Source organism: Methanolobus zinderi (genome assembly GCF_013388255.1).
Classification (GTDB): domain Archaea; phylum Halobacteriota; class Methanosarcinia; order Methanosarcinales; family Methanosarcinaceae; genus Methanolobus; species Methanolobus zinderi.
The window spans coordinates 360,957-383,906 of sequence record NZ_CP058215.1 but is presented as its reverse complement, the minus strand read 5'-3'; the positions used below and the strand labels follow the sequence as shown (position 1 = coordinate 383,906).

Genomic DNA, 22,950 nt, shown 5'->3' with positions numbered 1-22,950 from the left:
TCCATATTGAAAAGCCCGATTCTCGTGAACAACTCTGATTCACGTTTTAGCAGCAAAAAAAGGCTGCCTGTCAAAGATATAGTTATTAGTATTTGTTGTTTGAGTTTTTTCTTAATTTAAAGTAAGGGAATTATTTCCCTTACAATATGCTAAGATAGGTGTCAAGTTCCCACTGGTGGACCTGAGCCTTGTAATCGTCCCACTGGGCAGTCTTGGATTCGATGTAGTTCTTAAATACATGCTCACCAAGCACATCCTTGACAAAGTCACTACCAGCCATAAGGTCAATTGCTTCCTTAAGGTTACCTGGCATGGATTCGATACCTTTTGCTTCTCTGTCTTCCTCGGAGAGCTGGAAGAGGTTTACATCGGTTGATGTTCCTGCATCCATTCCCTTCTCAATACCGTCAAGACCTGCACAGAGCATTGCAGCGAATGCAAGGTATGGGTTACATGCTGGGTCCGGGCATCTCAGTTCTACCCTTGTACCCTTTCCTCTTGTTGCAGGGATCCTGATAAGGGAACTGCGGTTTGCTGAAGACCATGTACAGTAGATAGGTGCCTCATATCCTGGAACAAGTCTCTTGTATGAGTTTACTGTTGAATTTGTGATTGCAGCGAAGTCACGGACATGTGTGAGGAGACCTGCAATGTACTGCTTTGCAGTTTCTGAGAGCTGGTCTGATGTGTTTGGATCGTAGAATGCGTTCTTGCCGTCCTTCATGAGGGACTGGTTGGAGTGCATACCTGAACCGTTTTCACCAAAGAGTGGTTTTGGCATGAATGTTGCGTAGTAGCCCATGTGTGCTGCAATGGACTTTACAACATATTTGAATGTTACAATGTTGTCACATGTGGTAAGTACATCACCGAATCTGAAGTTTATCTCGTGCTGTGATGGAGCTACCTCGTGGTGGGATGCTTCGATCTTGAATCCCATATCCTCAAGAGCAAAGTCTATTGCTCTTCTTACATCCTGTGCCTTGTCAAGAGGTGTGAAGTCGAAATATCCACCGTGGTCTGTAAGGTTTGTGGTTGGGTGACCATTCTCATCGAGCTCAAACAGGAAGAATTCACACTCAGGACCGATATTCATTGTGTAGCCCTTTTCTGCTGCCTTCTCGATAGCTCTTTTCAGGACGTATCTTGGGTCGCCTTCGAATGGTTGACCGTTTGGTCTGTATACATCACCAATGATACGGGCGACTGCGCCTTCCTGAGGTCTCCATGGGAGAATTCTGAAGGTTGTTGGGTCTGGCATGAGGATCATGTCGGACTCTTCGATCCTTGTGAAACCTTCGATTGATGAACCATCGAACATTACACCATTTTCAAATGCTTCATCGAGATCTTCTGCAGGGATTGCCCAGCTTTTGATCATACCCATTGTGTCGGTGAATTGGATTCTTATGAATTTAACATCGTTCTCAGTTACAGCCTGTAACACTTCTTCCTTTGTTACTGGATTTGATTTTACCATTTTGATTACTCCTCTATTCATTAGGGGTTGTAAGTATCCCATTACCTATTATCCTCTATAAATAAGTATCGCTTTGTAGTTGGCATGAAAACCCCATTTCTAACTCCTACAAACAAAGAGAGCTTATAACTAATAAACATGCACGGTAGAGTTTCTATTTGGTACACGGAAGAATAAGTGCTCCAATATGCAGACGTTTTCCCAGTAAGCTAAAGGATCTCAGAACGTGGAAGAAAAACAAGCGATAACCCTGACCGAGATTTCGGACCATTTTTTGTCGGAAGGTTTATCAGATTTGCAAAAAATACAGAGAAGGAGCTATAATTTTACTTCACGAAAAAGCTCTCAAAAATGTGAGTACCATGTCTTATACATCACAGGACAATGCAGGCATATCAAGCGGAGTCAAAAATGCCTGCAAGGATATATTCAAGTGTATGCAGTGTGGCGTATGCAGCGGCAGCTGTCCTTCCGGCAGGCATACCAGCCTTAACATCCGGAAACTTGTCAGAAAAGCCGCCAGGAATTCCGACGTGATCCGGGAAGAGGAATTATGGATGTGCACCACCTGTTACAACTGCCAGGAGCGCTGCCCGAGGAACATTGATATCGTAGACGCAGTACTCGGTATCAGGACACTTGCAGCACATGAAGGGATAATGCATTCCGAGCACAGAAAGGTCAGTGAACTTCTCCTTGAGCATGGTCATGCAGTGCCAATTGATGAGGAGAACAGAAAAAACAGAGTTGAGATCGGACTTGAAGAGTTACCCGAAACCGTCCACAAGTATCCGGAAGAGCTTGAAGAAATAAAAACACTCCTCAGCTCATGTGGCTTTGACAGATTGCTGGGAAAGAAAAGGAAAGGGAGCTTGAAGAGGAAGTAAAATGAAAGGACTTACAATCTTTCTTGGCTGCCTGATACCAAACAGATATCCCGGTATAGAGATGGCAACCAGGTTATGTCTTGCAAAACTGGATATCGATTTTGTCGACCTTGAAGGTGCTTCCTGCTGCCCTGCCCCGGGAGTGTTCAGATCTTTTGACGAACCAACCTGGCTTGCTGTTGCAGCCCGCAATATAGTACTTTCCGAAACCCTGCAGAGAGACATACTGACCATATGCAACGGATGCTTTGCTTCACTGGCCGATGCAAACCAAATATTAAAGAGCGAGCCGCAGTTAAGGGAGAAGACCAATGAGCATCTGGCAAAGCTCGGAAAGGAATTCAAAGGAAATGTCGAGGTCAGACATATAATAGAGTACCTCTACAAAGACGTAGGTATAGATAATATAAGATCACATCTGGATAAAACACTTGACCTCCGGGTTGCCGTGCATTACGGATGTCACCTGCTCAAACCATCAAGGAGCAGGGGGCTTGGAGCCTTTGAGCGTCCTGAGTTCTTCGACGAGCTGATCGAGTGTCTGGGTGCAACAAGTGTGGATTACCCGGATAAGATGGAATGCTGCGGAGCCGGTGGAGGAGTGCGTTCGGCATTAAAGGACGATTCCCTGAAGATGGCAGACCACAAACTCTCCCGAATAAAGGAGGCGAATATCGACTGTATAGTCAATGCCTGTCCTTTCTGCCATATGCAACTTGATGCGGGCCAGGAGGAGATCAGACAGAAGACCGGAACAGACTATAATATACCGGTATTGCACTACACGCAACTTCTGGGACTGGCAATGGGTTTTCCCGCGGAGATGCTGGGGATAGACCGAAATGTCACTATCAATAAAGACTTCATTGAAAAGATAGAACGTATATTACTATCAGAGGAAATGGAATAATCGTGAAGAAAAATCTATATTCTATATTATAGTATCCTGAACATAAGATTCCACCAATAAGTTTAAGAAACTGAATGCTATTACAGTGTACCGCGATATGAGCGTGTGGCCTAGTCAGGATATGGCGGCAGCCTCCTAAGCTGCAAGCCGGGGGTTCAAATCCCTTCACGCTCGCTATTTTTCCTTTAATGATTTCCGGAGATCTATGATTGATAATAAGAAAGGCTATTGTTAACGATATACCAGGTATAAAGAGCATCATAGATAACTATGCAAAACAGGAACTGATGCTCCAGCGTTCTTTAAGTGAACTCTATGAGTTCACCCGCAGTTTCTACGTCTGTGAGATAGATAACGAGATCATAGGCTGCTGTGCCCTTCAGGTAAGCTGGGAGGACATGGCAGAGGTGATGTCCTTTGCCGTAAAGAAAGAATATCGAGAACAGGGTATCGGCACCGAACTTGTAAGATCCTGCCTTGATGAGGCAAAGGACCTTGGAATAAAAAATGTATTTACGCTGACCTATGCAGTTCCCTTCTTTGAGAAGCAGGGGTTTAAGATAATCGACAAGCAGCTACTTCCACATAAGGTATGGAGCGGGTGTATAAAGTGTCCCAAATTCCCCAATTGTGATGAAGTTGCAATGCTGAAAGAGATATAAACCTGAATGTCACAGGGGCTTCTCAAAATAAACAGCCCTGTCCTCTTCTTTTACCCTGATAAAACCATGTCCCAGATAGAGTGATATGGCCTTTTTAAGAGACGGGTCGGTCTTAAGCCTTACAAGCGAATAATTCATCTCTGCGAATTCAAGTGCCTTTCTGAACAGGGCAAGTCCCAGACCTCTGCCCCTGAATTCTTTTTTTACATAAAGCCTTTTGATCTCACAGATACCTGAGCCAAGGTTCCTTACCGCAGAACTACCTGCTATCTCTCCGTCATCTATAGCCAGGAAGAAAGCACCTCCATTTTCAATATAGTTGCCTTCTATATCATCAAGGTCAGAATCCTTCAGAGAATCACAGACAAAACCTTCATCGGAGAGCACACCGATAACAAAAGACTTTGCTTTTTCGGAATATTCCGGAGAGAATGGTATGATATTCATTTGAGATATGCTCCGGGATCTTTCAGGAAATCAAGGGCAAGCGTGTGAAGTAACCGCACACCGATCATCAGTATGTCCTCATCTATATCAAAACTTGATGAATGGTTCCCTTCAAGAATTCCTTTTTCTACATTCCTTGTTCCGACAATAGCATACATCCCCGGGACTTCCTGCAGATAACAGGCAAAGTCCTCGGCACCGAATATTGCGTTGGCTTCCGGGTTGACCTTCAGGAAGATGCTTTGCAGCAATCCAGTGGCTTTCTCTGTGAATGCCGGATCGTTATAAAGCACTGGATACCCGTACTGAACATCAAGTTCATAGGAAGGGGTTCCGGCATGGGAATTATACGAATACGCCTCCATGAGTGAATCAAGAAGCGAGGACATAGAGGTTTCTATAATCCCGGTATCCTCATCAGAGAATGTCCTGAAACTGCCTACGATCTCCACTTCATCAGGGGTCCTGTTGAATTGTTCACCACTGTTTACAGTACCGAAACCGAGTACGTAATCCGACGGACCTATTTTTTCGCTGATGCCTGACTTCAGGGATGATATGAACTCAGCAGCTATTGCTATTGGATCAACGCAGTATTCGGGAATTGAATGATGTCCCCCTTTTCCGAATATCTTTACTGTGAACCGGTTGGAGCTTGCCATGAAGGGACCCGGGCGCAGGTTGATAACGCCGACATCAACATTCCCGAAGATATGGAGACCAATGACAGCATCAACACCTTCCAGACCACCTTCCCCGATTATCCGGGCCGCTCCGCCGGGAGGTACTTCCTCAGCAGGCTGGAATATCAGTCTCACAGAACCATTGAAAGAGTTCCTTTGCTCCTGCAAAAGTCTTGCCAGCCCCAGCACGATAGCCATATGACCGTCATGCCCGCAGGCATGCATGACGCCGGGATTCTCTGAGATATAATCTTTATTGAACTCCGTCTGCTTCTCAACTGCGGCAAGCGCGTCCGTGTCGGAACGAACAGCTATGCATGGACCCGGACCTTTACCGTATAAATCGGCAATAACCCCGGTATCAGCGATTCTTTTACATTTTATGCCGAGCTCTTCAAGCACGGATATTATTCTTTCCTGTGTCCGGTACTCATTGAAACTCAGTTCCGGATCACGATGGAATTGTCGCCGAAGGTCTATTATCCATTCATCAAGGGCTTTCAACAGATTCACCTATCAGTATTTCAGAACAAATACACAACTAATGGATATAATCAGATCTATTTAATTCATTTGAAAATACATGAATCATTGCAAACCGTTTTTATGCATAAGTACAATCTACTGTAACCAAGATCTGAAAATAAGCAATGGATGATACCAATGATAAAAACAAGGATAAGGGATTTCCTTATAACAGAAGATGACTGGATATTTGCAGTTTCTGATTATTGCCATCCTCATGGCATAAGGTCGACCTTGAGGTATGTACCCGATGAGAGCGGGGAAAGAGAGCTCAACGGGACCCGATACAAGAAGTATGATTTTGATGTTTCCTTTGATTTCATGCGTGAGAACAGGCCCGAGTGGGTGGAGGATGTGCACGTGGTCCCGGAAGACAAGATCAAAAAAATCCTGAGACCAAACGATGTTATCGAAGACTTAAGCAAATCGGATAGTCGTGTTCAGGCGATCGTCAGTACACTTAAAAAAGCAGGCGTACCGGAGGATAAGATGGGCGTAACAGGTTCATTCTTACCCGGCCTGCAGAACGAAGGCTCTGATGTTGATTTTGTTGTCTACGGAGCAAACTGGTTCGTTGCACGTGATGCCATAAAGGATGCAAAGCAGGAAGGCGGACCCATCGAGGATATCGATGAAGAGATGTGGAAGAAGATATACCGCAAACGTATACCTGAGATCAGTTTTGATGAATTCGTCCTCCATGAAAAAAGGAAAGGAAACCGTGGGATGGTTGAAGGGACATATTTCGACCTTCTTTTTGTGCGGGACTGGGAACAGATAAAAGAGCCGATCCGCAGGGGAGAAGATATCGGAAAAATGAAAATCGAAGCGAAGGTGACAGATGCTGACCTTGCCTTTGACAGTCCTTCAGTATACAAAATAGAACATGATGAGATAGATCATGTGCTCTCCTACACTCACACATACGCAGGTCAGGCTCTCGCAGGTGAGACCATCGAGGCCAGCGGCACGGTGGAGCAGGTCGGCGATCTCAAAAGACTTGTTGTGGGCACATCAAGAGAACCTAAAGGAGAATGGATTCGTTCTCTGACACTTCTTGAAAAAGAAGGATTTATTTGAGCAGTTCTATCAAAAAAATAAAGTCAGCGGGTGGCCGGATCAGCCGCCACCTGTGAACTGCCCTATGTCTACAGATTCCGGACCCACGCCATATTCACGCATGTATTCTTCTGCTTCGGCGGCGGTCCTGGTTGTTTCGGTCTTTTCCTTAAGTTCGCTCTCATCTGTTATGACAAGGGTTTCCACTTTATAGTAGAGCTGGGTACTGTCAAGAAAAGCCCAGATGCCTTCTTCATCCGATCTTATATCAACAACCCTTCCAACAGTACCGGTATTAATGTACCTTACAACTGTCCCGGCTTCTATGGGGTCCCCGTTTATGTCTGAAGCAGTCAGGTTTTCTGTTTCTTCCGCCAAATAAATCCCTCATCTGAAAATAAATATAAATATGGAACAAACAGGATTAATACCTGTCTGTTGATTATTCCTGCGAGATCTCACTGCGCAGCTCACCAAGGGTTGCAACCCTTTCGGCAAATGCATTGTGCCTGTGGATACTTTCCTCGTTGATCTGCTTTATGGTTACAATCGCTTCATCCGGTAGTTTGGCGAATTCCCTTACGACATTCTTTGCCATTGTGCGCACACAGTCCTCAACAAATTTGGGGTTGTTGTGTGCTGTCTGGACAACCATGGCCTCGTCGGAGCGCTTAAGCAGCTCATATACGCTGGAACTCATTGAATTCTCAATGATCTCGATGATCTTTTCGAGGGAGACAAAGTTATTACCTTCCACTTCAATGGATATTATACCCCTACCACGCTGGTTATGGGTCGCCATGGGCACCCTGTGAAGGAACTTGGCGATCTTTGTGTTATCGATCCCCAGGGCTTCCAGCTCCTGTCTGGCGTTATCCCTCATGATCTCCTGGGCGCAGGGACATGCGGTCATTCCTACGACTTCGGCACCGATAAGTTTCTTGACTGCCATTTTCTCCACATCATCGCGCAGTGCGATCGCTTCTGCAAAGATGTCAACAACTTCCTGACATTCCATCTTTGTGGATGGTGATTCTCTTTTTATCACATATTCGCTTTTCAGTATAACTTCTGCACGTGTTGCGTATTCATGACGCGTCAGAAGACTCTGGGCCACATCACTGCAGAGCTGCTCGATCTCATAGACAGGCAGCTTGACAGCTTTTTCAAGAACCTCATCAACCGCTTCGAAGTTGCGGGAAAGGTTTGCTCCCTTCAGGTGAGAAGGAAGGTCCACGAAAATATCAAACGTAGCTATAAGAACAACAGGACGTTTTTCTTTTCTCTTGACCTCAACGAGTTTCTTTACGTTGGTAACCCCTACACGGGTAAGATTGATTGGGATTTGAGGCTTATTAGCCTGTATATCCGGTAGTTTAACGACTGGAACTTCCATGATATTACCTCAAAATGAAAAATAAGAGTGTAAAGCTCTTCAGTAAATTACTAATAAGCACTTGAAATGGACTCATTACATGTAAATGTTGTGTTAAAAAAGAAATGCCGGAATGATCTCAAATATGGATAGTTACATAGTAAAATATTTACTTGTAATAGTAAGTAAGCTCTCCTGATACCATAATACATAAGCAGAATAAATCAAGTTAATTTGTCTTGTTGCCTAATAGCGCTCAAGTGTAAAACGAACTATTACAAAAAATACTGAAATTAGCTCCATCCGGGGATTTTTCGCTATATGAAATTCACTATTGTGATAAATCAGGTACAAAAGACTACATTAAAAGAAAAATATATATACTTTACATACCAAATACGATAAGCAGTGGTAATCGCATGATGATTACGAGGTGACAAGATGTCTGAAACAAGAAATTTTGTGTTAAGAGATAAAAAAGGAAATGAACACGGGGTGTTCACCGGAAAGCAGCCACGACAGGCCGCACTTAAGGTAGCTAACAGAGGCAAAGGTACAAAATCCAAGCCAGAAGATATCAGACTCCGTGAACGTGGAACCAAGAAGATCCACATATTCAAGGGATGGAGAGAGATGGTCAACGCACCAAAGAACAAACCTGACTGGATGCCCGACAAGATCAACAAGCCATTCGTAAAGAAGGTAGGAATTGAGAAGCTCGAAAAGCTCTGATCATTCATAACCCATGCAGATGGGTTTCTTTTTTTAATTTGGTATTTTATAGCGCCAAAGAAGTTTTAAATCGTTAAAGGTAAATTCATACCATTCACAGGTACTGGGACAGATACATCTCCCTTCCGTTTCCCGGCAATAACACAGGTAGTAACATGACACTCAAAAGAGAGAATGTGCTGATAGAAGCACTTCCGTATATCAGGGATTTCCATAATTCTGTAATGGTGATAAAGGTCGGCGGACATGCAATGGTCGACCCCGAAGTAATGAGCGACATAGTACAGGATATCGTACTGCTCAGATTCGTAGGCATCCACCCGATAATCGTTCACGGCGGAGGACCCGAGATCACCCAGAAGATGGAGCGCATGGGAAAGAAGCCGGAGTTCGTTGGCGGATTACGTATAACCGACGATGAGACCCTGGAGATCGCAAGGATGGTGCTTGTAGGTAATATCAATACCGAAATAGTCTCCCTCATAGGCAAACACGGAGGCAAGGGCATAGGACTTTCCGGAAAGGACGGAAGGATGATCATAGCAAAAAAGAAGCCATCCCAGAAAGTTATCATCGAAAGTATCGAGCACGAAGTGGACCTGGGATGGGTGGGAGATACAGAGATCATAAACCCGGACCTTCTAAACATCGTCATAAAAGAAGGATACGTCCCGGTGATATCACCGATCGCGACAGACCTGAGCGGGAAGGCCCTGAACCTTAATGCTGACACCGTTGCAGGGGACATTGCCGCTGCCTTAAATGCCGAAAAACTGGTCCTTATGACCGATGTACCCGGCCTGCTGAAGGACATCAATGATAAGTCATCCCGTATTTCAAGGGTTACCATAGACGAGATCGAGCATCTGATCGAAGAAGGAGTCATCACCGGAGGCATGATCCCAAAACTCAGAGGTGCCGGAACTGCTGTTAAAAGTGGTGTTGAAAAGATCCATATTATCGATGGAAGTATATCCCACTCTATTTTACTCGAACTGTTCACAGATTCCGGGATCGGAACAATGGTATACAGTGACTGAAAGGGATATACTCCCTTTCAAAAAAAAAAACTATTTTAATATCAATCGTTAATGGGTGTTCCGAAGGTGTGATCATCCAGTTGCAACACACATTCCCAGAGATCTTTACACTCACAGTCAGGGACTTCCAGAAGGGAAATATCCTGTGAGAGCGAGAACTGCCTGATCAGATCCGCTACATCCCTGCTACACTGCTTACAATTATGGGGACCCCTTTTCGAGCCCGCACCCACAGGGTCGGAGCTTATAACCATATCAGGAAACTCAGACTTGGTCCTTTTGAGTATCTCGATTATACTCCACAGCCATGGAGGACGGTACTGTCCCTTCTGCCAGAGCCTCTCAACATAGGTACCATTCTGGATGTTACACAGGTTTATCGAAAAAGTGTCACTGAAAGGAGCTGCATCCCTTACGGACTTAACAATATCCTCTAGTGCCTGTTTCTCGGACAGGAAAAGAGGTTTGAGCATCAGGTAAGTCTTAACAGTGGCACCGTTCTCCCTGGCAATCACCGCAGCTCTTTCGAAATCATCGAATTTGAAACCCTTATTGATAGATTCCCTGCGGATCAGGTCCGAGCTTGTTTCAAGACCCATGGCCACCTCAAAGGCTTTTCCACCGAGATATTTACGGCAATCCTTCACTGCCTCCTCGCTGACAAATTCCGGACGGGTTTCCGCCAGTACCTTGCTAACCCTATCATCCTTTTCCAGAGCTGATAGAATACTGTGCCTTACAAGAAGCGGAATTTCCCGTATGTCAAGGAAGCTGCCCGAGGTGAATATCTTGACCATGAAGTTCTCAAAACCGGATGCTTTTTCCATGGCATTCTCGAGCTGTTTTATGAGGTCAGTATCCGAGGGCGGAGTCTGCGCGCTGTCATAGACATAGCCGCACATGGTACAGCCTCCTGCCTTACCCCACCAGCATCCCGATGTCCGGAAGATGATGGTAAGTGTATCGATCTTTTGACCATCTACCAGGTCTACTCCTGTCCATGCCGCACAGGGCTTATCAGGAGCAGAGGGTTTTACCCTCTGTCTGTTCCTAATTTCAAGAACTGCTTTATTGAGTGACATTTATTCGAACTCTATTGTCGCCGGGGGTTTTGGAGTAAGATCATAGACCACACGTGCAACTGTCGGAAGCGCGGCTGAGATACGTGATTCGATCCTGCTGAGTACTTCCCATGGCAATTCCATGGCCTCTGCGGTCATACCATCTCTTGAACCGACAGCCCTTACCGCAACTATCCATCCGTGGACCCTTACATCACCCTTAACACCGGTGCCTTTGCCCACAATAGCGGCAAATGTCTGCCAGGGGTGGAAGCGCTCAACAAGTTCTTCCTCAACGATGGCATTGGCCTCTCTTACTATCTCAACAAGTTCTTCTGTGACCTGCCCGACTATCCTGACAGACAGACCCGGGCCCGGGAAAGGCATCCTCTCTGAGATCTCATGGGGAAGATCAAGGGCACGTGCCACTTCCCTTACCTCATCCTTGTAGAGATCCTCTATCGGCTCCACAATAGCCTTAAAATCGATCACAGAAGGAAGACCACCCACATTGTGATGTGACTTTATGCCGCCTTCGGACTCTATCCTGTCGGGATAGATGGTTCCCTGTATAAGGCAGTCTGCTTCCAGTAACTTTGCTTCCTCTTCAAAGACACGTATGAAGGTCTCACCCACTGCCTTGCGTTTCTCCTCTGGATCCTCGATTCCTGCAAGGGCTCCGAGGAAGCGGTCCTTTGCATCAATGACCTGAAGGTTCATGTCACAGAAGATCTCTTTTATCCGTTCGGTCTCTCCCTTTCTCATCAGGCCTGTGTCTATATAGATCGGTGTGAGCCTGTCTCCTATTGCACGGTGTGCCAGGATCGCGCAGACTGAACTGTCAACACCTCCCGAGAGTGCTATGATAGCTTTGCCCTCGACCTGCTGGCTTATCTTCTCTATAGCTTTTGGAATGAATTTATCTACTTTTACCATGGATACGAACTCCGGTAAACGATTATTCAGTGATTTTCAAATCAGATCAATTCAAACTGATCTTAAATACGTTCAAATGAGATTTACTCCTCAGATATAAGTTCGTATTTATTAATGCTCGCCTTCGTGAAATACTACAGGAAAGGAAAATAAAAAATCCACTGTATCATAAATATTACTTACACCCTGCTTGCCAGAATGTTATATATCGCGAGTTCGTATAGGCAGGACAAAGGATTACGGTAAAAAGATGCATCGAACTCTCCAGAAGTACTTTGGATATTCGTCTTTTCGTCCGCTTCAGGAAGATATCATTAAGGACGTACTGGAAGGCAGGGACACTTTTGTACTGATGCCAACAGGAGGAGGAAAATCACTGTGCTACCAGTTACCCGCTCTTCTCATGGAGGGGTTGACAGTGGTTGTCTCTCCGCTCATCTCCCTGATGAAGGACCAGGTTGACAGCCTGCAGGCTAGCGGTATCAATGCCGCTTACCTGAACAGTACCCTCAGCCATAGTGAGGCAAAGAGGATATACAGGGAGATAGAGAACAACGAGATCAAAATCCTGTATGTGGCCCCTGAAAGGCTCACAATGTCCCATACCATATCACTGATACAGAAGGCAAATGTAAGCCTGTTCGCAATAGATGAGAGCCACTGCATATCCGAATGGGGACACGATTTCAGGCCGGAGTACCGCAAACTCAGTTTTCTCAAGAGAAAGTTTTCCGGAGTACCTATTATAGCCCTGACGGCTACCGCCACACCCAAGGTACGTGAGGATACTATCAAGCAATTAGGAATCAGTGACTGCGGGACATATGTTGCCAGTTTCAATCGTAAGAACCTGCTCTACAAAATAAGGCCAAAAAAGGACACCTATAAGCAGATCCTGAAATACTTGAGGAAACACAGGGGCGAGAGTGGTATCATCTATTGCCAGAGCCGCAAGAACGTGGACACCATAGCTTCCAGGCTCAGAAGAGACGGATTTAATGCCCTTCCCTATCATGCAGGACTCAGCGATTCCCGGCGTGAAAAGAACCAGGAGATGTTCATCAGGGACGATGTTGAGATCGTTGTGGCGACCATCGCCTTTGGAATGGGAATAGATAAATCAAATGTACGTTTTGTCATCCACCACGACCTGCCAAAAAACCTCGAAGGTTATTATCAGGAAACAGGAAGAGGAGGACGTGACGGACTCGAATGCGAGTGTATCCTCTTTTTCAGCCGCGGAGACAGGTATAAAATAGAATATTTCATCAAGCAGAAGGGCAAAAAGGAAGAGCGTGACATCGCCCTGAAACAGTTGCAGGACATGGTGGCCTTCTGTGAAAGTACCGTATGCCGCAGAAAAGTGCTTCTGGCCTATTTCGGAGAAGTGCTTGAAGAGGACGACTGCGGCAGATGTGATGTCTGCCTTCAGCCAAGAAAGAAGGTTGACGGAACCGAAGAAGCCCGGATCCTTATAAACTGCATCAGCGAGCTGAACCAGCGATACGGCATGAACCATGTGATAGATGTACTCTGCGGATCCAATGCAAAGAAGATACGGGATAAAAAGCACAATAAACTGGCATCACACGGTGCCGGTGATATCCATACGAAAGACCGGTGGATGGAAATTGCCAGGGAGATGATCCAGCAGGAACTGATCAAGGTCCAGGGAGCCCGATATCCGCTTCTGAAACTCAATAAGGCCAGCATGGAGGTTATGAATGGCAAACGCAAGGTCACCCTAACAACCATTGAGGATACCGATTTTGAAGAGCCGGAACCTGCTGAAAGAATAGTTCCTGATAAAGCTGTGGCACCCCCCGGAAAAACCAGGACTAGTTCTGCTCCGGTCTCCGAGATAAAATGGACAGCAAACAGGGATGATGGACTGTTTGCAAGGCTGAAACAACTGAGAAAAAAGATGGCAGAGCTACAGGACGTGCCCCCTTATGTTGTCTTTGCGGATACCAGCCTTAAACAGATGGCATCAAAAAAGCCGGGCAGCAAGGAGGAGATGCTGAAGATCACCGGTGTGGGGGAGTACAAGCTGAAAAAGTATGGTGATACTTTCCTCAAGGAGATCAGCAACTATTGCCAGGAACAGGAAGAAGCTTCGGCCAGTGAAAACAGTTTCAGCGACGATAACCCGAACTCAGAAAAAGAGGACCAGCAAATCCCGGCCTGTGAAAAGAAAGAGACATCCACATCTGATCCAGATACAAAACGTGAAAAAATATTAGAAACCATAAGCGGGCTTGAAAAAGAGCTTATAGTTCTGACAAAAGCCAAGCTCGACGAGAATTATTCTGAAGATGAGATCAGAGCTGTGTGGTCCGAGATACTTGCCGGAAGTGAGTAAAGCAGCTTTATTCCTGTCTACTCGCAGGTATCCAGCAGGTGCCTTCTGCCGCGTAGCCGGGAGTCGCCCGGTCTGACAGGAGATACTTTGGCTTCCTTCTCGTCCTCATCTTTGTGGTCTTTCTTTCCCTTTATCTTATCTGCCACGGAGCCCACCTCCTGATTTATAGTTTGTTGGCGGTGGTATTAATAGATGATGAAAAAAGTGTGAGTTAATATGACATATCGCTTGCAGACTCCATTATCCGGCCAGCTTCTGCTTTTGGCAATAGATAGCCATATACTGAATCTATTTTCGGATTAGCAGGGTCAACACCGTATTTTTTGATATAATCCACTCTTGCATTCTCAATTATATCTTCCATTTCCCGTTCGCTCAAAACCAGATCGTAATCCACGCCTAGCTCCATATTTTCCGGGGGCAGGCCATCTTCTGTAACTATAACCCTGTTACCGACAAGGACCGTGTCATTCAGATAATTTGGCAGTTCACCTTTTGCGAACTTCAGGTCATTCTCAGTAATCCCATACTCATAGTAGAGTTCCTGAAGTTCTCCGTCAGTATAAGTCAGATCTTTTTGCACTCCCATATCCGTAATTATCGCAGCAGCAACTGCCAGAGTTATTATAAATGTGATAATAGAAACTGTGATTATCCTTGACTTTGTGTCTGTTTTCACTGATGTCCCTCAAGATTGCTTTACATGCGGTTGCAGGTTTTTCTGTAAAATTTTCCAGACCCCAAATCTGCACACATCATTGTAAATTTGTATATCAGGATTACTAGAATTTTTATTATTAATAGATTGTGGCTGCTTTTCTAACTAAAAAAGACATCATGAAGTAAAACAAAACAAAACAAAACAAAACAAAAAGCAGTTCACATCATCATGAACTGCAGGGTAAGATAGAAGATCAGATCACCGAAAACAACAGCAGTAATGAATCCCGCGGTTATCGGGATCATGAAGGGAAGTCCTGGTGTGACCCAGACACTGTCGTTTATCTTGCCATTCCTCAGATAAGCCTTGAGTTCTGCAATCACGTTTGTGGTCAGCTCGGTACCAGATCTGGTGAAGCCAAAACTCACACCTTCTTTGGTCTCGTTGTAGGACTCGATCATGCGGATATGGCCCTGTTCCAGACTGGATACCGGAGTCCTGTAGCCTATCAGCATGTAGAGGGGTCTTTTCAGGTTCTCTTTCAGGGGGTTGTGCAACAGATTGTAGATGAACAGGCCAATTGGCACAATCACAGTGAGAATCACCGAATTGCCGAATACACTGAAAGCGAAAACACCGAGTGGAGGAACTCCGTTGATCGGGAGTTGGGTTCCGTTAATCACAATATCCGGGAATGTGGGGATGATCAGGGATATGACCATGAGTACCTTGGCGTCGGCACCTCCGAAGGCTCCGAGCTGAAAAAGAATGTATACGAATGTGAAGATGAAGGCGAATGTCAGTATATTCCTGATAAGATATGGCAGGCCAAGTGTTATCAGGTCGTACATTATGAAAACAAAACCTACCCCGAACATCACAACCCATACCTCGTTGGCAACCCTGCGTGTCTTTATGTCCGCATAGCAGGCATATAGTAAAAAGGGCATGCATGCAAGTACTTTTAATAATTCGATCATTCAGTGTTTCTCCCATTTTTTAAGTTTCATTACTTCCGACAGGGTTGCTCCCCTGCGGATCTCTTCGAAGAGTCGCTGCTCGGTCTTCTCGACTTCTTTCGCACGCCTTGCGATCTCGTATGCATGCTCCTTTGGTATGACTACCACACCGTTGTCATCCCCTACAATATAGTCACCTGGTTTTACCGTCTGATTACCGCAGACGATCTCCGCATTGATCTCACCGAAACCCTTGGGTTCCCCTGCATTGGGTACGTGACACGTGGCAAAGACCGGCAGATCCAATGTACGTATATCGTCTATGTCCCTGACCGCTCCGTCTATTACCACTCCTGCAATACCCTTGTTCAGGCAGCTCTGAGTTGCAAGGCCGCCCCAGGGAGCCACATGCCTGCTACCGTTATAGATAACAATAACATCTCCCGGACCTGCTTCGTCTATGGCTTCCACAGCCTTGGCCCAGTCTCCCTTAAAGGTCTGGACTGTTACCGCCTTGCCGATCATCCTCTTTCCGGCAAGCATGGGAAATATATCCTGCATGGCACCCTTGCGATGCATTGCATCCGATATATTGGGAGTTGAAACTGATCCAAGGATAGAACGGATCTCTTCGTCAATGGATTTTTTGGAATAAGCTCTAACCGAAGGTGAATCCACAGCCTCCCTTATTGCTTTCGAGGAAGCAGTGACGTCAGCGGAGCGCACTATATTGCCTCCGACCACAACTATATCCGCACCTTCCTGCACTGCCACTGCGCAGGAATCCGCATCGAGCCCTCCGGCAACAGCAACCTGTATATTAACTTCCCTGACAACTTTCTTCATGATGGAAAGAGAATCCTGTCCGGTCATCTGCTGGTCTATACCTGCATGCACATTGATGATATCGACACCAAGCTCTTCCAGTTCCTTTGAGCGTGTGACCGGCTCATTCACCGATATCAGGTCAGCCATGATTCTGGAACCGTACTTCTTTGCAGCCCTGACAGCCTCAAGCACGGTGGAGTCATCCGCACTTCCCAGTATAACTATAATATCAGCACCGGCCTTTGCAGCCATTTCAACTTCCATGGAACCGGTATCCGCTATTTTCATGTCAGCAACGATGATATTTCCGGAAAATGCTTCCCTGAGACTTCTGATGGCATCCATCCCTTCGCTTTTGATAAGGGGTGTACCTGCCTCTATCCAGTCGGCACCGCCTTCCAGGGCCTCCTGCCCGATGCTAATGGCACGGTCCGTTTCCAGCAGGTCCAGGGCAACCTGAATTATGGGTTTGATCTGATCACCTTCATTTATTTTCTTTATTACTAAATACTTTAGAGCCTATAAATTTAATCTGGATAAAATCTTAATACTATATAGCTCAACTCTACTAAGAAGGAAATGGCTGAAGAGTGTGAGATTACAGACCCCGAGAGGAACCGTTTACTTAACAGTCTTCACCGGCGGCTTTTCTGGGTAGGGGAACAGATTCCCAGCAAAGTAAAACTTGACGGGAAAGAAGTCAACCTGCATGAAGTAGTCTGGGAAATAGTCAACAAGAGAAAATACACTTCAGAAGACCTTGAAAATATACAGACATTCCTTGACATGCTAAATGAGAAAGAGAAGGAATGCGAAAGATACCTGGAGGAAGGAGATATTACCTACAGGGAAGCAAAGGAGATCTTCAATGAAACCGCCGGCCTGATGCGTGCTATCATGGATCTGCAGGAACTTACCGTGCCTTCTAAAAGGAAAGCAAGAGCTCAGACAAAACATACCTGTGACGTTAAAACAGAAGAGTGGGACCGGCTTATTAAGATACTCGATTCAAAAAAATAACAATTTTAATTCTGGACAGATTATATCAGTAAACATATATCTGATGGAATTCCTTTAGTTGTCGATGATATTCAAGGACCACCATATCATTTCAATGACATCTTTCTCAAAGGATATGATCGATCATATACTTGAGACCGCTGAGAAGATGGAACCGATAGCACTTGGAAAACAAAAATCCGACCTTCTCAGTGGCAAGGTCCTGGCAGTCCTTTTTTTTGAACCAAGCACCCGCACACGCATGTCCTTCGAAACCGCAATGTACCGACTCGGAGGTGACGTGCTCAATCTTGGCTCTGTTGATGCCAGCTCAATCGCAAAGGGAGAAACACTTGCAGATACCATCAGGGTTGTTGACAGTTATGCTGATGCCATTGTACTCAGACACCCGAGAGAAGGGGCGGCATTCCTCGCATCGGAGTTTTCCACGGTACCCATACTAAATGCAGGAGACGGTGCGGGACACCACCCGACCCAGACCCTCCTTGACCTGTATACGATCAAAAGGCAAAGCCATCTTGACGGTCTGAAGATAGCGCTTGCAGGTGATCTTAAATACGGAAGGACAGTGCACTCACTCTGTTACGCACTCTCGCTTTATGGAGCACAGATAACCATGATATCGCCTCCGGAACTCAGGATGCCCGAGGAGATAATAAACGATCTTGAGAACAGGGGCGCAAAGGTTACAGAGGTCGAATCCATAGAAGAGGCCATCGGTGAGGTTGATGTGCTCTACATGACCCGTATACAGAAAGAAAGATTCCCCGATCCTGCGGAATATCAGAAGGTTGCCAACAGGCTGAAGATCACAACCGACCTGTTAAAAGATGCAAAGCAGGAGCTGCGGATAATGCATCCGCTCCCGAGGGTCAATGAGATACACCCGGATGTTGACGATACGGTACATGCATGTTACTTCAAACAGGCATTCTATGGCGTGCCGGTACGTATGGCACTTGTTGCACTTGTACTGGGGGCGATCGAATAATGGGAGAGGAAAAAGAGCTCAGGGTACGCAGGATCAAAAACGGTACGGTCATAGACCATATTACGGCAGGCCAGGCCCTGAATGTGATCAAGATACTCGGATTGCCTGATGCAAGCGAAGGAGTTGTGAGCATCCTCCTGAATTCACCAGGAGAACACGGGAAAAAGGATGTTGTAAAGATAGAGAACCGGGAGCTGAAGGTCACAGAAGTTGACAGGATAGCACTTATCGCGCCCAATGCGACAATAAACATCATACGCAATTTTAATGTTTCCCAAAAAAAGAAAGTCCACATCCCCGAATTTATGGAAGGTGTGATCAGATGTATCAATCCCAACTGTATTTCGAACAGTAACGAACCCATAACATCCAAATTCAATGTCACAGTGGATGATGACATGCCAAAGCTTCGCTGCACTTATTGCGGAAGAGTCATTTCAGAGAATATCGCTAAGCATTTGCTCTGAGCCTTTAAAAATAAAAAGAAAAAAGAAAGGTTTTGGAGGTATAGACGACATAGCAACCCGGCGGAAAGTTCTGTTGCTATAACATATAATATATATAGATAAATATATAATATACCCGGCTATAAATAAGCCAAAAACCTCTGAATCTGTGAACGTAGACAGAGATATCTGCGCCACATTTGTTCACAAAACAAGCAAATTGTGCAAATTTTGAGTTAAAAATTAGAAAAGAATGGGATTTATAATCCCAGGATATCAGCCATTGTATAAACACCTGGCTTTGCCTTTGCAATCCATATCGCGGCTTTGACCGCACCGCCAGCAAAGGCCTGTCTTGAATGAGCCTGGTGCTTGATCTCGATTCTCTCGCCATCACCTGCAAAGAGTACTGTATGGTCACCTACTATATCCCCTCCGCGTACGGCATGGATCCCGATCTCCTTGCCTCTGGGAGCCAGTCCCTGACGACCATGAACATAGTCCTTGCCACCGAGGGCTTCACTGATAACATCCGCAGCCCTGATAGCAGTACCACTTGGAGCATCCTTTTTCTGGTTATGATGTGCCTCGATCACTTCTATATCCGTATCTCCGAGATACTTCGCAGCTTCCTTGAGTATTCCAAAGAAAACATTCACACCCACTGCATAGTTGGGTGATATGATCCCTGCGACATTGTTCTGCCTGATGGAATCTTCGATCGTGGCTTTCTGCTCATCTGTCAGACCGGTAGTACCTATCACCAGGTTCACTCCGCTTGATGCCACACGCGGGGCATTGACAGCAGTTGCGTCCGCAATGGTAAAATCGATAAGAACATCAGTATTGGAAGACTTCAGTACCGATTCCATATCCTCAACGGATGAGATTGCCACACCAAGGTTTCCAAGCTGTGCAACTTCTCCGGCATCACTGCCGACATTCATCAGATCGAATGCCGCAGATAATTGAGTTTCCTCGGATCTGAGAACATTGGAGATTATACGCCGACCCATCTTTCCGGATGCACCGGTTACAGCTACGTTGATCATTTATATGCACCCCAGTCCACGAAGAGCATCCTGGAGGACCTTATCGTTCTCCTCGCTCAGAGGTGCGAGCGGAAGTCTGAGATTGCCGTTCACAAGTCCCATGAGTTCCATGGCACGCTTAACAGGTATCGGGTTTGTCTCCGAGAAAAGAGCCCTCATAAGAGGTGCCATCTTGAAGTGTAACTTTCTTGCAGTTTCCAGATCTCCCTTCTTTGTGGCTTCCACAAGGTTTACCATCATCTCAGGAACGATGTTTGCGACAACTGATACAACACCGCTTCCTCCAAGGGCAACGGCAGGGAATGTCAAGGCGTCTTCTCCCGAAAGTACCCCGAAGTCCTCATCGGCAGTCATCTCAAGTATACGGGATATCTTTTCCACGCTACCGCTTGCTTCCTTGACAGCAACTATGTTATCCACGGTTGCAAGTTCTGCGATCACTTCAACTGATAGGTCCTGTCCTGTACGTGATGGTACATTATATAGTATGATAGGAATATCCGCTTCTTCTGCTATAGTCTTAAAATGAGCGAGCAGGCCGGCGGTATTGGACTTATTGTAATATGGAGATATGACCAGAGCCCCGTCTGCACCCACATCGGCTGCGTGTTTGGTAAGTTCTACTGCCTCTACAGTGTTGTTGGATCCTGTACCTGCCACCACCGGAACGCTGGAGCAGTCCATGGCAATGTCGATCAGTTCCTTGTGCTCGGCCATTGAAAGGGTAGCTGATTCACCGGTCGTACCGCATGCAACTATACCTGAAACTCCACCTTCTTCCACTAAAGAGACAATATTCCTGAAATTCTCGGAATCGATGGTATTATTCTTAGAAAACGGGGTTACAAGCGCTGGTAGAACTCCTTCGAACATGGGATCGTCCCCCTCAAAGGTTACTCTTTAGGCTTGTGAGTCATCTTTCTTGTAACATAGCCTGCAACACGGTTTCTGATAACCTTGCTTTCGATTGTTGTGTACTTTGTTACAAGATGCTTGTTTGTGTCAAAATCTGTCGTAAAAGTGTTACCGTAGTTGTCAACTAAACGTAATGCAATGTTCTTGATGTTGGTCTGTCTAATATTTCCCATGTAAATTCTCCATTAGTATATGATGAAACTGTAAACTGAACTGTTAATTTTATGATACTAAGTAAGTACGTATCGCCTAATAATAAATACCCTTACATTTATACCTTTTGGATTGCAGCCGGGTGAAAGTTATGTACTTCAGATATCGGTCTTACCCAGCAGGCGGTCGACAGTACCTGCTTCATTAAAGACCTTCTCCCTGATACCCTTGCGATTCAGGAAAAGTCCGATGAATACAACAAGAAGCCCGAATTCAGGATTCCTGGGAGTGATCAGAACCCCGAGAAGTACTACTGTGGATGCGATAATTCCCCTCTGTGCGCCCTTGCGATAGGAAACAATACCCGTACGCCGGAATATTCGGATATCACGCAACGTCAGGAAGAGGATGACAAAATAAGCCAGCAGCGCGATATAAACATACATTTCTACACCTGAACCTTAGATTCTAGGACACCATATTATTTCAGTATTCCCTTAGATCAGAGAATATGATACATTTGAGACAGTAGTCCATAATTTAGATAAAGAACTTATTATATAAAACAACTGGAATGAGTAATCCAGCCAGGAACAGAATCACACTGCACGTGGATATGGACAGCTTCTATTCATCTGTAGAGGTCAGGGAGAGACCCGAGCTCAAGGGTCTTCCCGTGGTCGTTGGCTCGGATCCCAAGGAAGGTAAGGGGAGAGGCGTTGTCAGTACATGTTCCTACGAGGCAAGGGAATTCGGGATACATTCGGCAATGCCCATATCCAGAGCATACAAACTATGCCCGGATGCAGTCTACCTTCCTGTGAATATGAAACTCTACAAGGAAGTTTCAGAGAACATAATGGATCTGATCCGTATCTTTGCAGACAGGTTCCAGCAGGTGAGTGTTGACGAAGCCTACCTTGACGTGGGTAATGGCATAGACGATTACGAGTCCGCAACCCTGCTTGCACGCAAGATCAAAGATGAGGTCTTACGCAAACAGGGACTGACCTGCTCCATAGGCGTGGCACCCAACAAGATCCTGGCCAAGATAGCCTCGGACTTTGACAAACCCGACGGACTCACGGTCATAAGACCGGAGGATGTTGAAAGTTTTCTCTTCCCGCTTCCGGTCTCAAAGATCCCCGGAATCGGTAAAAAGACACGCCTGATTCTTGAAGATATGGATACAGAGACAGTGGGTGATCTTGCCAGCATGGATGTGCAGCTGCTTGTTGCACGTTTTGGAAAATCAGGGGTTGTGATGCACCAGCTTGCAAACGGCATAGACCTGCGCGAGGTCAGGGAAAGAGAAGAGGTCAAATCCATAAGTACTGAAGATACATTTGAGGAGGACATCTTCGACCCGGCTGCAATACGCAATGTTTTTTTCGAGCTTACGGACAAAGTACATGAATCGCTTTCCAGGAAGAGATTCCGTTTCAGGACAGTGACAATAAAAGTTCGCTTCGAGGATTTCAGGACATACACCAGGGCAAAGACACTGCAGGCAGCGAGCACTGACAAGCAGGCCATTATCAGAACTGCACTGGGACTGATGGATGAGTTTATCGGGAAGGGCAGGTTCAGGTTACTCGGAGTGGGCGTCACCAAACTTGAGAAGATAGATGAAAGGCAGACTTTGCTCAATGACTTTTTCTGAGAAAGTGATTTTTCATCCTGCAGCGTTCCGATGCCACTGATCTAATTTATATAGATGTTTTTAAAGGTTTCTTTTAAATATCATCCAAATATACTGCCAACTA

The 22,950-nt window shown here is 45.7% G+C and carries 26 protein-coding genes and 1 tRNA gene; 12 read left to right on the top strand and 15 right to left on the bottom strand.

Translation table 11 applies throughout. The features are described 5' to 3' along the window. Positions 1–139: 139 nt before the first annotated feature. Positions 140–1,480 carry a type I glutamate--ammonia ligase gene (gene glnA / locus HWN40_RS01890; RefSeq protein ID WP_176964166.1) on the bottom strand — a complete coding sequence of 447 codons (1,341 nt, stop codon included), beginning with the start codon at positions 1,478–1,480 and terminating at the stop codon, positions 140–142. 362 nt (positions 1,481–1,842) lie between these two features. On the opposite strand from glnA, the gene hdrC reads away from it, so the two are divergent. The 4 genes from hdrC to HWN40_RS01870 all read left to right on the top strand — a co-directional run bounded on the left by hdrC (position 1,843) and on the right by HWN40_RS01870 (position 3,939). Then, the gene (gene hdrC / locus HWN40_RS01885) at positions 1,843–2,367 is read left to right on the top strand and encodes a CoB--CoM heterodisulfide reductase subunit C (protein ID WP_176964165.1); all 525 of its coding nucleotides are present in this window, start codon (positions 1,843–1,845) and stop codon (positions 2,365–2,367) included. Position 2,368: 1 nt separating this feature from the next. Next, entirely contained in the window at positions 2,369–3,277 is a 909-nt protein-coding gene (gene hdrB / locus HWN40_RS01880; RefSeq protein ID WP_176964164.1) for a CoB--CoM heterodisulfide reductase subunit B, read from the top strand. A gap of 99 nt (positions 3,278–3,376) precedes the next feature. Beyond that, positions 3,377–3,451, top strand: a tRNA-Arg gene (locus HWN40_RS01875). A 35-nt stretch (positions 3,452–3,486) separates the two neighbouring features. After that, complete coding sequence (locus HWN40_RS01870; RefSeq protein ID WP_343044092.1) at positions 3,487–3,939, top strand: N-acetyltransferase; 453 nt, start codon at positions 3,487–3,489, stop codon at positions 3,937–3,939. 9 nt (positions 3,940–3,948) lie between these two features. On the opposite strand, the gene HWN40_RS01865 is transcribed toward HWN40_RS01870, so the two are convergent. Together HWN40_RS01865 and HWN40_RS01860 are read right to left on the bottom strand one after the other, a co-directional pair. Then, positions 3,949–4,386 carry a GNAT family N-acetyltransferase gene (locus HWN40_RS01865; protein ID WP_176964163.1) on the bottom strand — a complete coding sequence of 146 codons (438 nt, stop codon included), beginning with the start codon at positions 4,384–4,386 and terminating at the stop codon, positions 3,949–3,951. Further along, positions 4,383–5,582, bottom strand: a complete 1,200-nt coding sequence (locus HWN40_RS01860) for an amidohydrolase (protein WP_425487360.1) — start codon at positions 5,580–5,582, stop codon at positions 4,383–4,385. The genes HWN40_RS01865 and HWN40_RS01860 overlap by 4 nt, the downstream gene beginning before the upstream one ends. A 150-nt stretch (positions 5,583–5,732) precedes the next feature. Between HWN40_RS01860 and HWN40_RS01855 the strand changes: the two genes are divergently transcribed. Further along, complete coding sequence (locus HWN40_RS01855) at positions 5,733–6,674, top strand: nucleotidyltransferase domain-containing protein (RefSeq protein WP_176964161.1); 942 nt, start codon at positions 5,733–5,735, stop codon at positions 6,672–6,674. A gap of 39 nt (positions 6,675–6,713) precedes the next feature. Here the strand turns inward: HWN40_RS01855 and HWN40_RS01850 are convergent, their stop codons facing one another. Together HWN40_RS01850 and mptA are read right to left on the bottom strand one after the other, a co-directional pair. Beyond that, positions 6,714–7,031, bottom strand: a complete 318-nt coding sequence (locus HWN40_RS01850; protein ID WP_246275951.1) for a DUF2098 domain-containing protein — start codon at positions 7,029–7,031, stop codon at positions 6,714–6,716. A gap of 64 nt (positions 7,032–7,095) precedes the next feature. After that, positions 7,096–8,049 carry a GTP cyclohydrolase MptA gene (gene mptA / locus HWN40_RS01845; RefSeq protein WP_176964160.1) on the bottom strand — a complete coding sequence of 318 codons (954 nt, stop codon included), beginning with the start codon at positions 8,047–8,049 and terminating at the stop codon, positions 7,096–7,098. A gap of 420 nt (positions 8,050–8,469) precedes the next feature. Between mptA and HWN40_RS01840 the strand changes: the two genes are divergently transcribed. Together HWN40_RS01840 and argB are read left to right on the top strand one after the other, a co-directional pair. Further along, positions 8,470–8,760, top strand: coding sequence for a non-histone chromosomal MC1 family protein (locus HWN40_RS01840; protein WP_176964159.1), 291 nt, complete (start codon positions 8,470–8,472; stop codon positions 8,758–8,760). Between the two features lie 155 nt (positions 8,761–8,915). Further along, entirely contained in the window at positions 8,916–9,800 is an 885-nt protein-coding gene (gene argB / locus HWN40_RS01835) for an acetylglutamate kinase (protein WP_176964158.1), read from the top strand. Positions 9,801–9,841: 41 nt separating this feature from the next. Here argB and HWN40_RS01830 read toward each other — a convergent pair whose 3' ends face one another. Both HWN40_RS01830 and guaA read right to left on the bottom strand, forming a co-directional pair. After that, entirely contained in the window at positions 9,842–10,882 is a 1,041-nt protein-coding gene (locus HWN40_RS01830) for an archaeosine biosynthesis radical SAM protein RaSEA (protein WP_176964157.1), read from the bottom strand. After that, complete coding sequence (gene guaA / locus HWN40_RS01825) at positions 10,883–11,797, bottom strand: glutamine-hydrolyzing GMP synthase (RefSeq protein ID WP_176964156.1); 915 nt, start codon at positions 11,795–11,797, stop codon at positions 10,883–10,885. 250 nt (positions 11,798–12,047) lie between these two features. Here guaA and recQ point away from each other — a divergent pair, with 250 nt between their 5' ends. Further along, positions 12,048–14,159, top strand: coding sequence for a DNA helicase RecQ (gene recQ / locus HWN40_RS01820; protein ID WP_176964155.1), 2,112 nt, complete (start codon positions 12,048–12,050; stop codon positions 14,157–14,159). A gap of 17 nt (positions 14,160–14,176) precedes the next feature. Here the strand turns inward: recQ and HWN40_RS13610 are convergent, their stop codons facing one another. The 4 genes from HWN40_RS13610 to hxlA form a co-directional block, all read right to left on the bottom strand. After that, on the bottom strand, positions 14,177–14,305 hold the full coding sequence (locus HWN40_RS13610) for a hypothetical protein (RefSeq protein ID WP_281361371.1): 129 nt from the start codon (positions 14,303–14,305) through the stop codon (positions 14,177–14,179). 65 nt (positions 14,306–14,370) lie between these two features. Then, positions 14,371–14,838: a hypothetical protein gene (locus tag HWN40_RS01815; protein ID WP_176964154.1), complete on the bottom strand. Its 468-nt coding sequence runs from the start codon at positions 14,836–14,838 to the stop codon at positions 14,371–14,373. 200 nt (positions 14,839–15,038) lie between these two features. Beyond that, complete coding sequence (locus HWN40_RS01810; protein WP_176964153.1) at positions 15,039–15,800, bottom strand: A24 family peptidase C-terminal domain-containing protein; 762 nt, start codon at positions 15,798–15,800, stop codon at positions 15,039–15,041. Further along, a complete protein-coding gene (gene hxlA, locus HWN40_RS01805) occupies positions 15,801–17,069 on the bottom strand; it encodes a 3-hexulose-6-phosphate synthase (protein ID WP_343044101.1) in 1,269 nt (422 codons plus the stop codon). A 117-nt stretch (positions 17,070–17,186) separates the two neighbouring features. Between hxlA and HWN40_RS01800 the strand changes: the two genes are divergently transcribed. The 3 genes from HWN40_RS01800 (at position 17,187) to pyrI (ending at position 19,085) form a co-directional block, all read left to right on the top strand. Further along, on the top strand, positions 17,187–17,627 hold the full coding sequence (locus HWN40_RS01800) for a DUF5788 family protein (protein ID WP_176964152.1): 441 nt from the start codon (positions 17,187–17,189) through the stop codon (positions 17,625–17,627). Positions 17,628–17,691: 64 nt separating this feature from the next. Continuing rightward, positions 17,692–18,618: an aspartate carbamoyltransferase gene (gene pyrB, locus HWN40_RS01795; protein WP_176964151.1), complete on the top strand. Its 927-nt coding sequence runs from the start codon at positions 17,692–17,694 to the stop codon at positions 18,616–18,618. Then, positions 18,618–19,085, top strand: coding sequence for an aspartate carbamoyltransferase regulatory subunit (gene pyrI, locus HWN40_RS01790; RefSeq protein ID WP_176964150.1), 468 nt, complete (start codon positions 18,618–18,620; stop codon positions 19,083–19,085). Before pyrB ends, pyrI begins: the two co-directional genes overlap by 1 nt. A gap of 239 nt (positions 19,086–19,324) precedes the next feature. Here pyrI and dapB read toward each other — a convergent pair whose 3' ends face one another. The 4 genes from dapB to HWN40_RS01770 form a co-directional block, all read right to left on the bottom strand. Next, positions 19,325–20,116 carry a 4-hydroxy-tetrahydrodipicolinate reductase gene (gene dapB, locus HWN40_RS01785; RefSeq protein WP_176964149.1) on the bottom strand — a complete coding sequence of 264 codons (792 nt, stop codon included), beginning with the start codon at positions 20,114–20,116 and terminating at the stop codon, positions 19,325–19,327. Further along, positions 20,117–20,989 (bottom strand): 4-hydroxy-tetrahydrodipicolinate synthase, encoded by an 873-nt coding sequence (gene dapA, locus HWN40_RS01780; RefSeq protein WP_176964148.1) that lies wholly within the window; start codon positions 20,987–20,989, stop codon positions 20,117–20,119. It lies immediately after the preceding gene. Positions 20,990–21,009: 20 nt separating this feature from the next. Beyond that, positions 21,010–21,204 carry a 30S ribosomal protein S17e gene (locus HWN40_RS01775; RefSeq protein ID WP_176964147.1) on the bottom strand — a complete coding sequence of 65 codons (195 nt, stop codon included), beginning with the start codon at positions 21,202–21,204 and terminating at the stop codon, positions 21,010–21,012. Between the two features lie 138 nt (positions 21,205–21,342). Further along, a complete protein-coding gene (locus HWN40_RS01770) occupies positions 21,343–21,630 on the bottom strand; it encodes a hypothetical protein (protein WP_176964146.1) in 288 nt (95 codons plus the stop codon). A gap of 128 nt (positions 21,631–21,758) precedes the next feature. On the opposite strand from HWN40_RS01770, the gene dinB reads away from it, so the two are divergent. Then, positions 21,759–22,847, top strand: coding sequence for a DNA polymerase IV (gene dinB / locus HWN40_RS01765; protein ID WP_176964145.1), 1,089 nt, complete (start codon positions 21,759–21,761; stop codon positions 22,845–22,847). Positions 22,848–22,950: the final 103 nt, after the last annotated feature.

Excerpts from the sequence above, each read along its gene's own strand:
- glnA (WP_176964166.1), bottom strand. The coding sequence starts at position 1,480 with ATGGTAAAATCAAATCCAGTAACAAAGGAAGAAGTGTTACAGGCTGTA.
- hdrC (WP_176964165.1), top strand. The coding sequence starts at position 1,843 with ATGTCTTATACATCACAGGACAATGCAGGCATATCAAGCGGAGTCAAA.
- hdrB (WP_176964164.1), top strand. The coding sequence starts at position 2,369 with ATGAAAGGACTTACAATCTTTCTTGGCTGCCTGATACCAAACAGATAT.
- HWN40_RS01865 (WP_176964163.1), bottom strand. The coding sequence starts at position 4,386 with ATGAATATCATACCATTCTCTCCGGAATATTCCGAAAAAGCAAAGTCT.
- HWN40_RS01855 (WP_176964161.1), top strand. The coding sequence starts at position 5,733 with ATGATAAAAACAAGGATAAGGGATTTCCTTATAACAGAAGATGACTGG.
- mptA (WP_176964160.1), bottom strand. The coding sequence starts at position 8,049 with ATGGAAGTTCCAGTCGTTAAACTACCGGATATACAGGCTAATAAGCCT.
- HWN40_RS01840 (WP_176964159.1), top strand. The coding sequence starts at position 8,470 with ATGTCTGAAACAAGAAATTTTGTGTTAAGAGATAAAAAAGGAAATGAA.
- argB (WP_176964158.1), top strand. The coding sequence starts at position 8,916 with ATGACACTCAAAAGAGAGAATGTGCTGATAGAAGCACTTCCGTATATC.
- HWN40_RS01830 (WP_176964157.1), bottom strand. The coding sequence starts at position 10,882 with ATGTCACTCAATAAAGCAGTTCTTGAAATTAGGAACAGACAGAGGGTA.
- guaA (WP_176964156.1), bottom strand. The coding sequence starts at position 11,797 with ATGGTAAAAGTAGATAAATTCATTCCAAAAGCTATAGAGAAGATAAGC.
- recQ (WP_176964155.1), top strand. The coding sequence starts at position 12,048 with ATGCATCGAACTCTCCAGAAGTACTTTGGATATTCGTCTTTTCGTCCG.
- HWN40_RS01810 (WP_176964153.1), bottom strand. The coding sequence starts at position 15,800 with ATGATCGAATTATTAAAAGTACTTGCATGCATGCCCTTTTTACTATAT.
- HWN40_RS01800 (WP_176964152.1), top strand. The coding sequence starts at position 17,187 with ATGGCTGAAGAGTGTGAGATTACAGACCCCGAGAGGAACCGTTTACTT.
- pyrB (WP_176964151.1), top strand. The coding sequence starts at position 17,692 with ATGATATTCAAGGACCACCATATCATTTCAATGACATCTTTCTCAAAG.
- pyrI (WP_176964150.1), top strand. The coding sequence starts at position 18,618 with ATGGGAGAGGAAAAAGAGCTCAGGGTACGCAGGATCAAAAACGGTACG.
- dapB (WP_176964149.1), bottom strand. The coding sequence starts at position 20,116 with ATGATCAACGTAGCTGTAACCGGTGCATCCGGAAAGATGGGTCGGCGT.
- dapA (WP_176964148.1), bottom strand. The coding sequence starts at position 20,989 with ATGTTCGAAGGAGTTCTACCAGCGCTTGTAACCCCGTTTTCTAAGAAT.
- HWN40_RS01775 (WP_176964147.1), bottom strand. The coding sequence starts at position 21,204 with ATGGGAAATATTAGACAGACCAACATCAAGAACATTGCATTACGTTTA.
- HWN40_RS01770 (WP_176964146.1), bottom strand. The coding sequence starts at position 21,630 with ATGTATGTTTATATCGCGCTGCTGGCTTATTTTGTCATCCTCTTCCTG.
- dinB (WP_176964145.1), top strand. The coding sequence starts at position 21,759 with ATGAGTAATCCAGCCAGGAACAGAATCACACTGCACGTGGATATGGAC.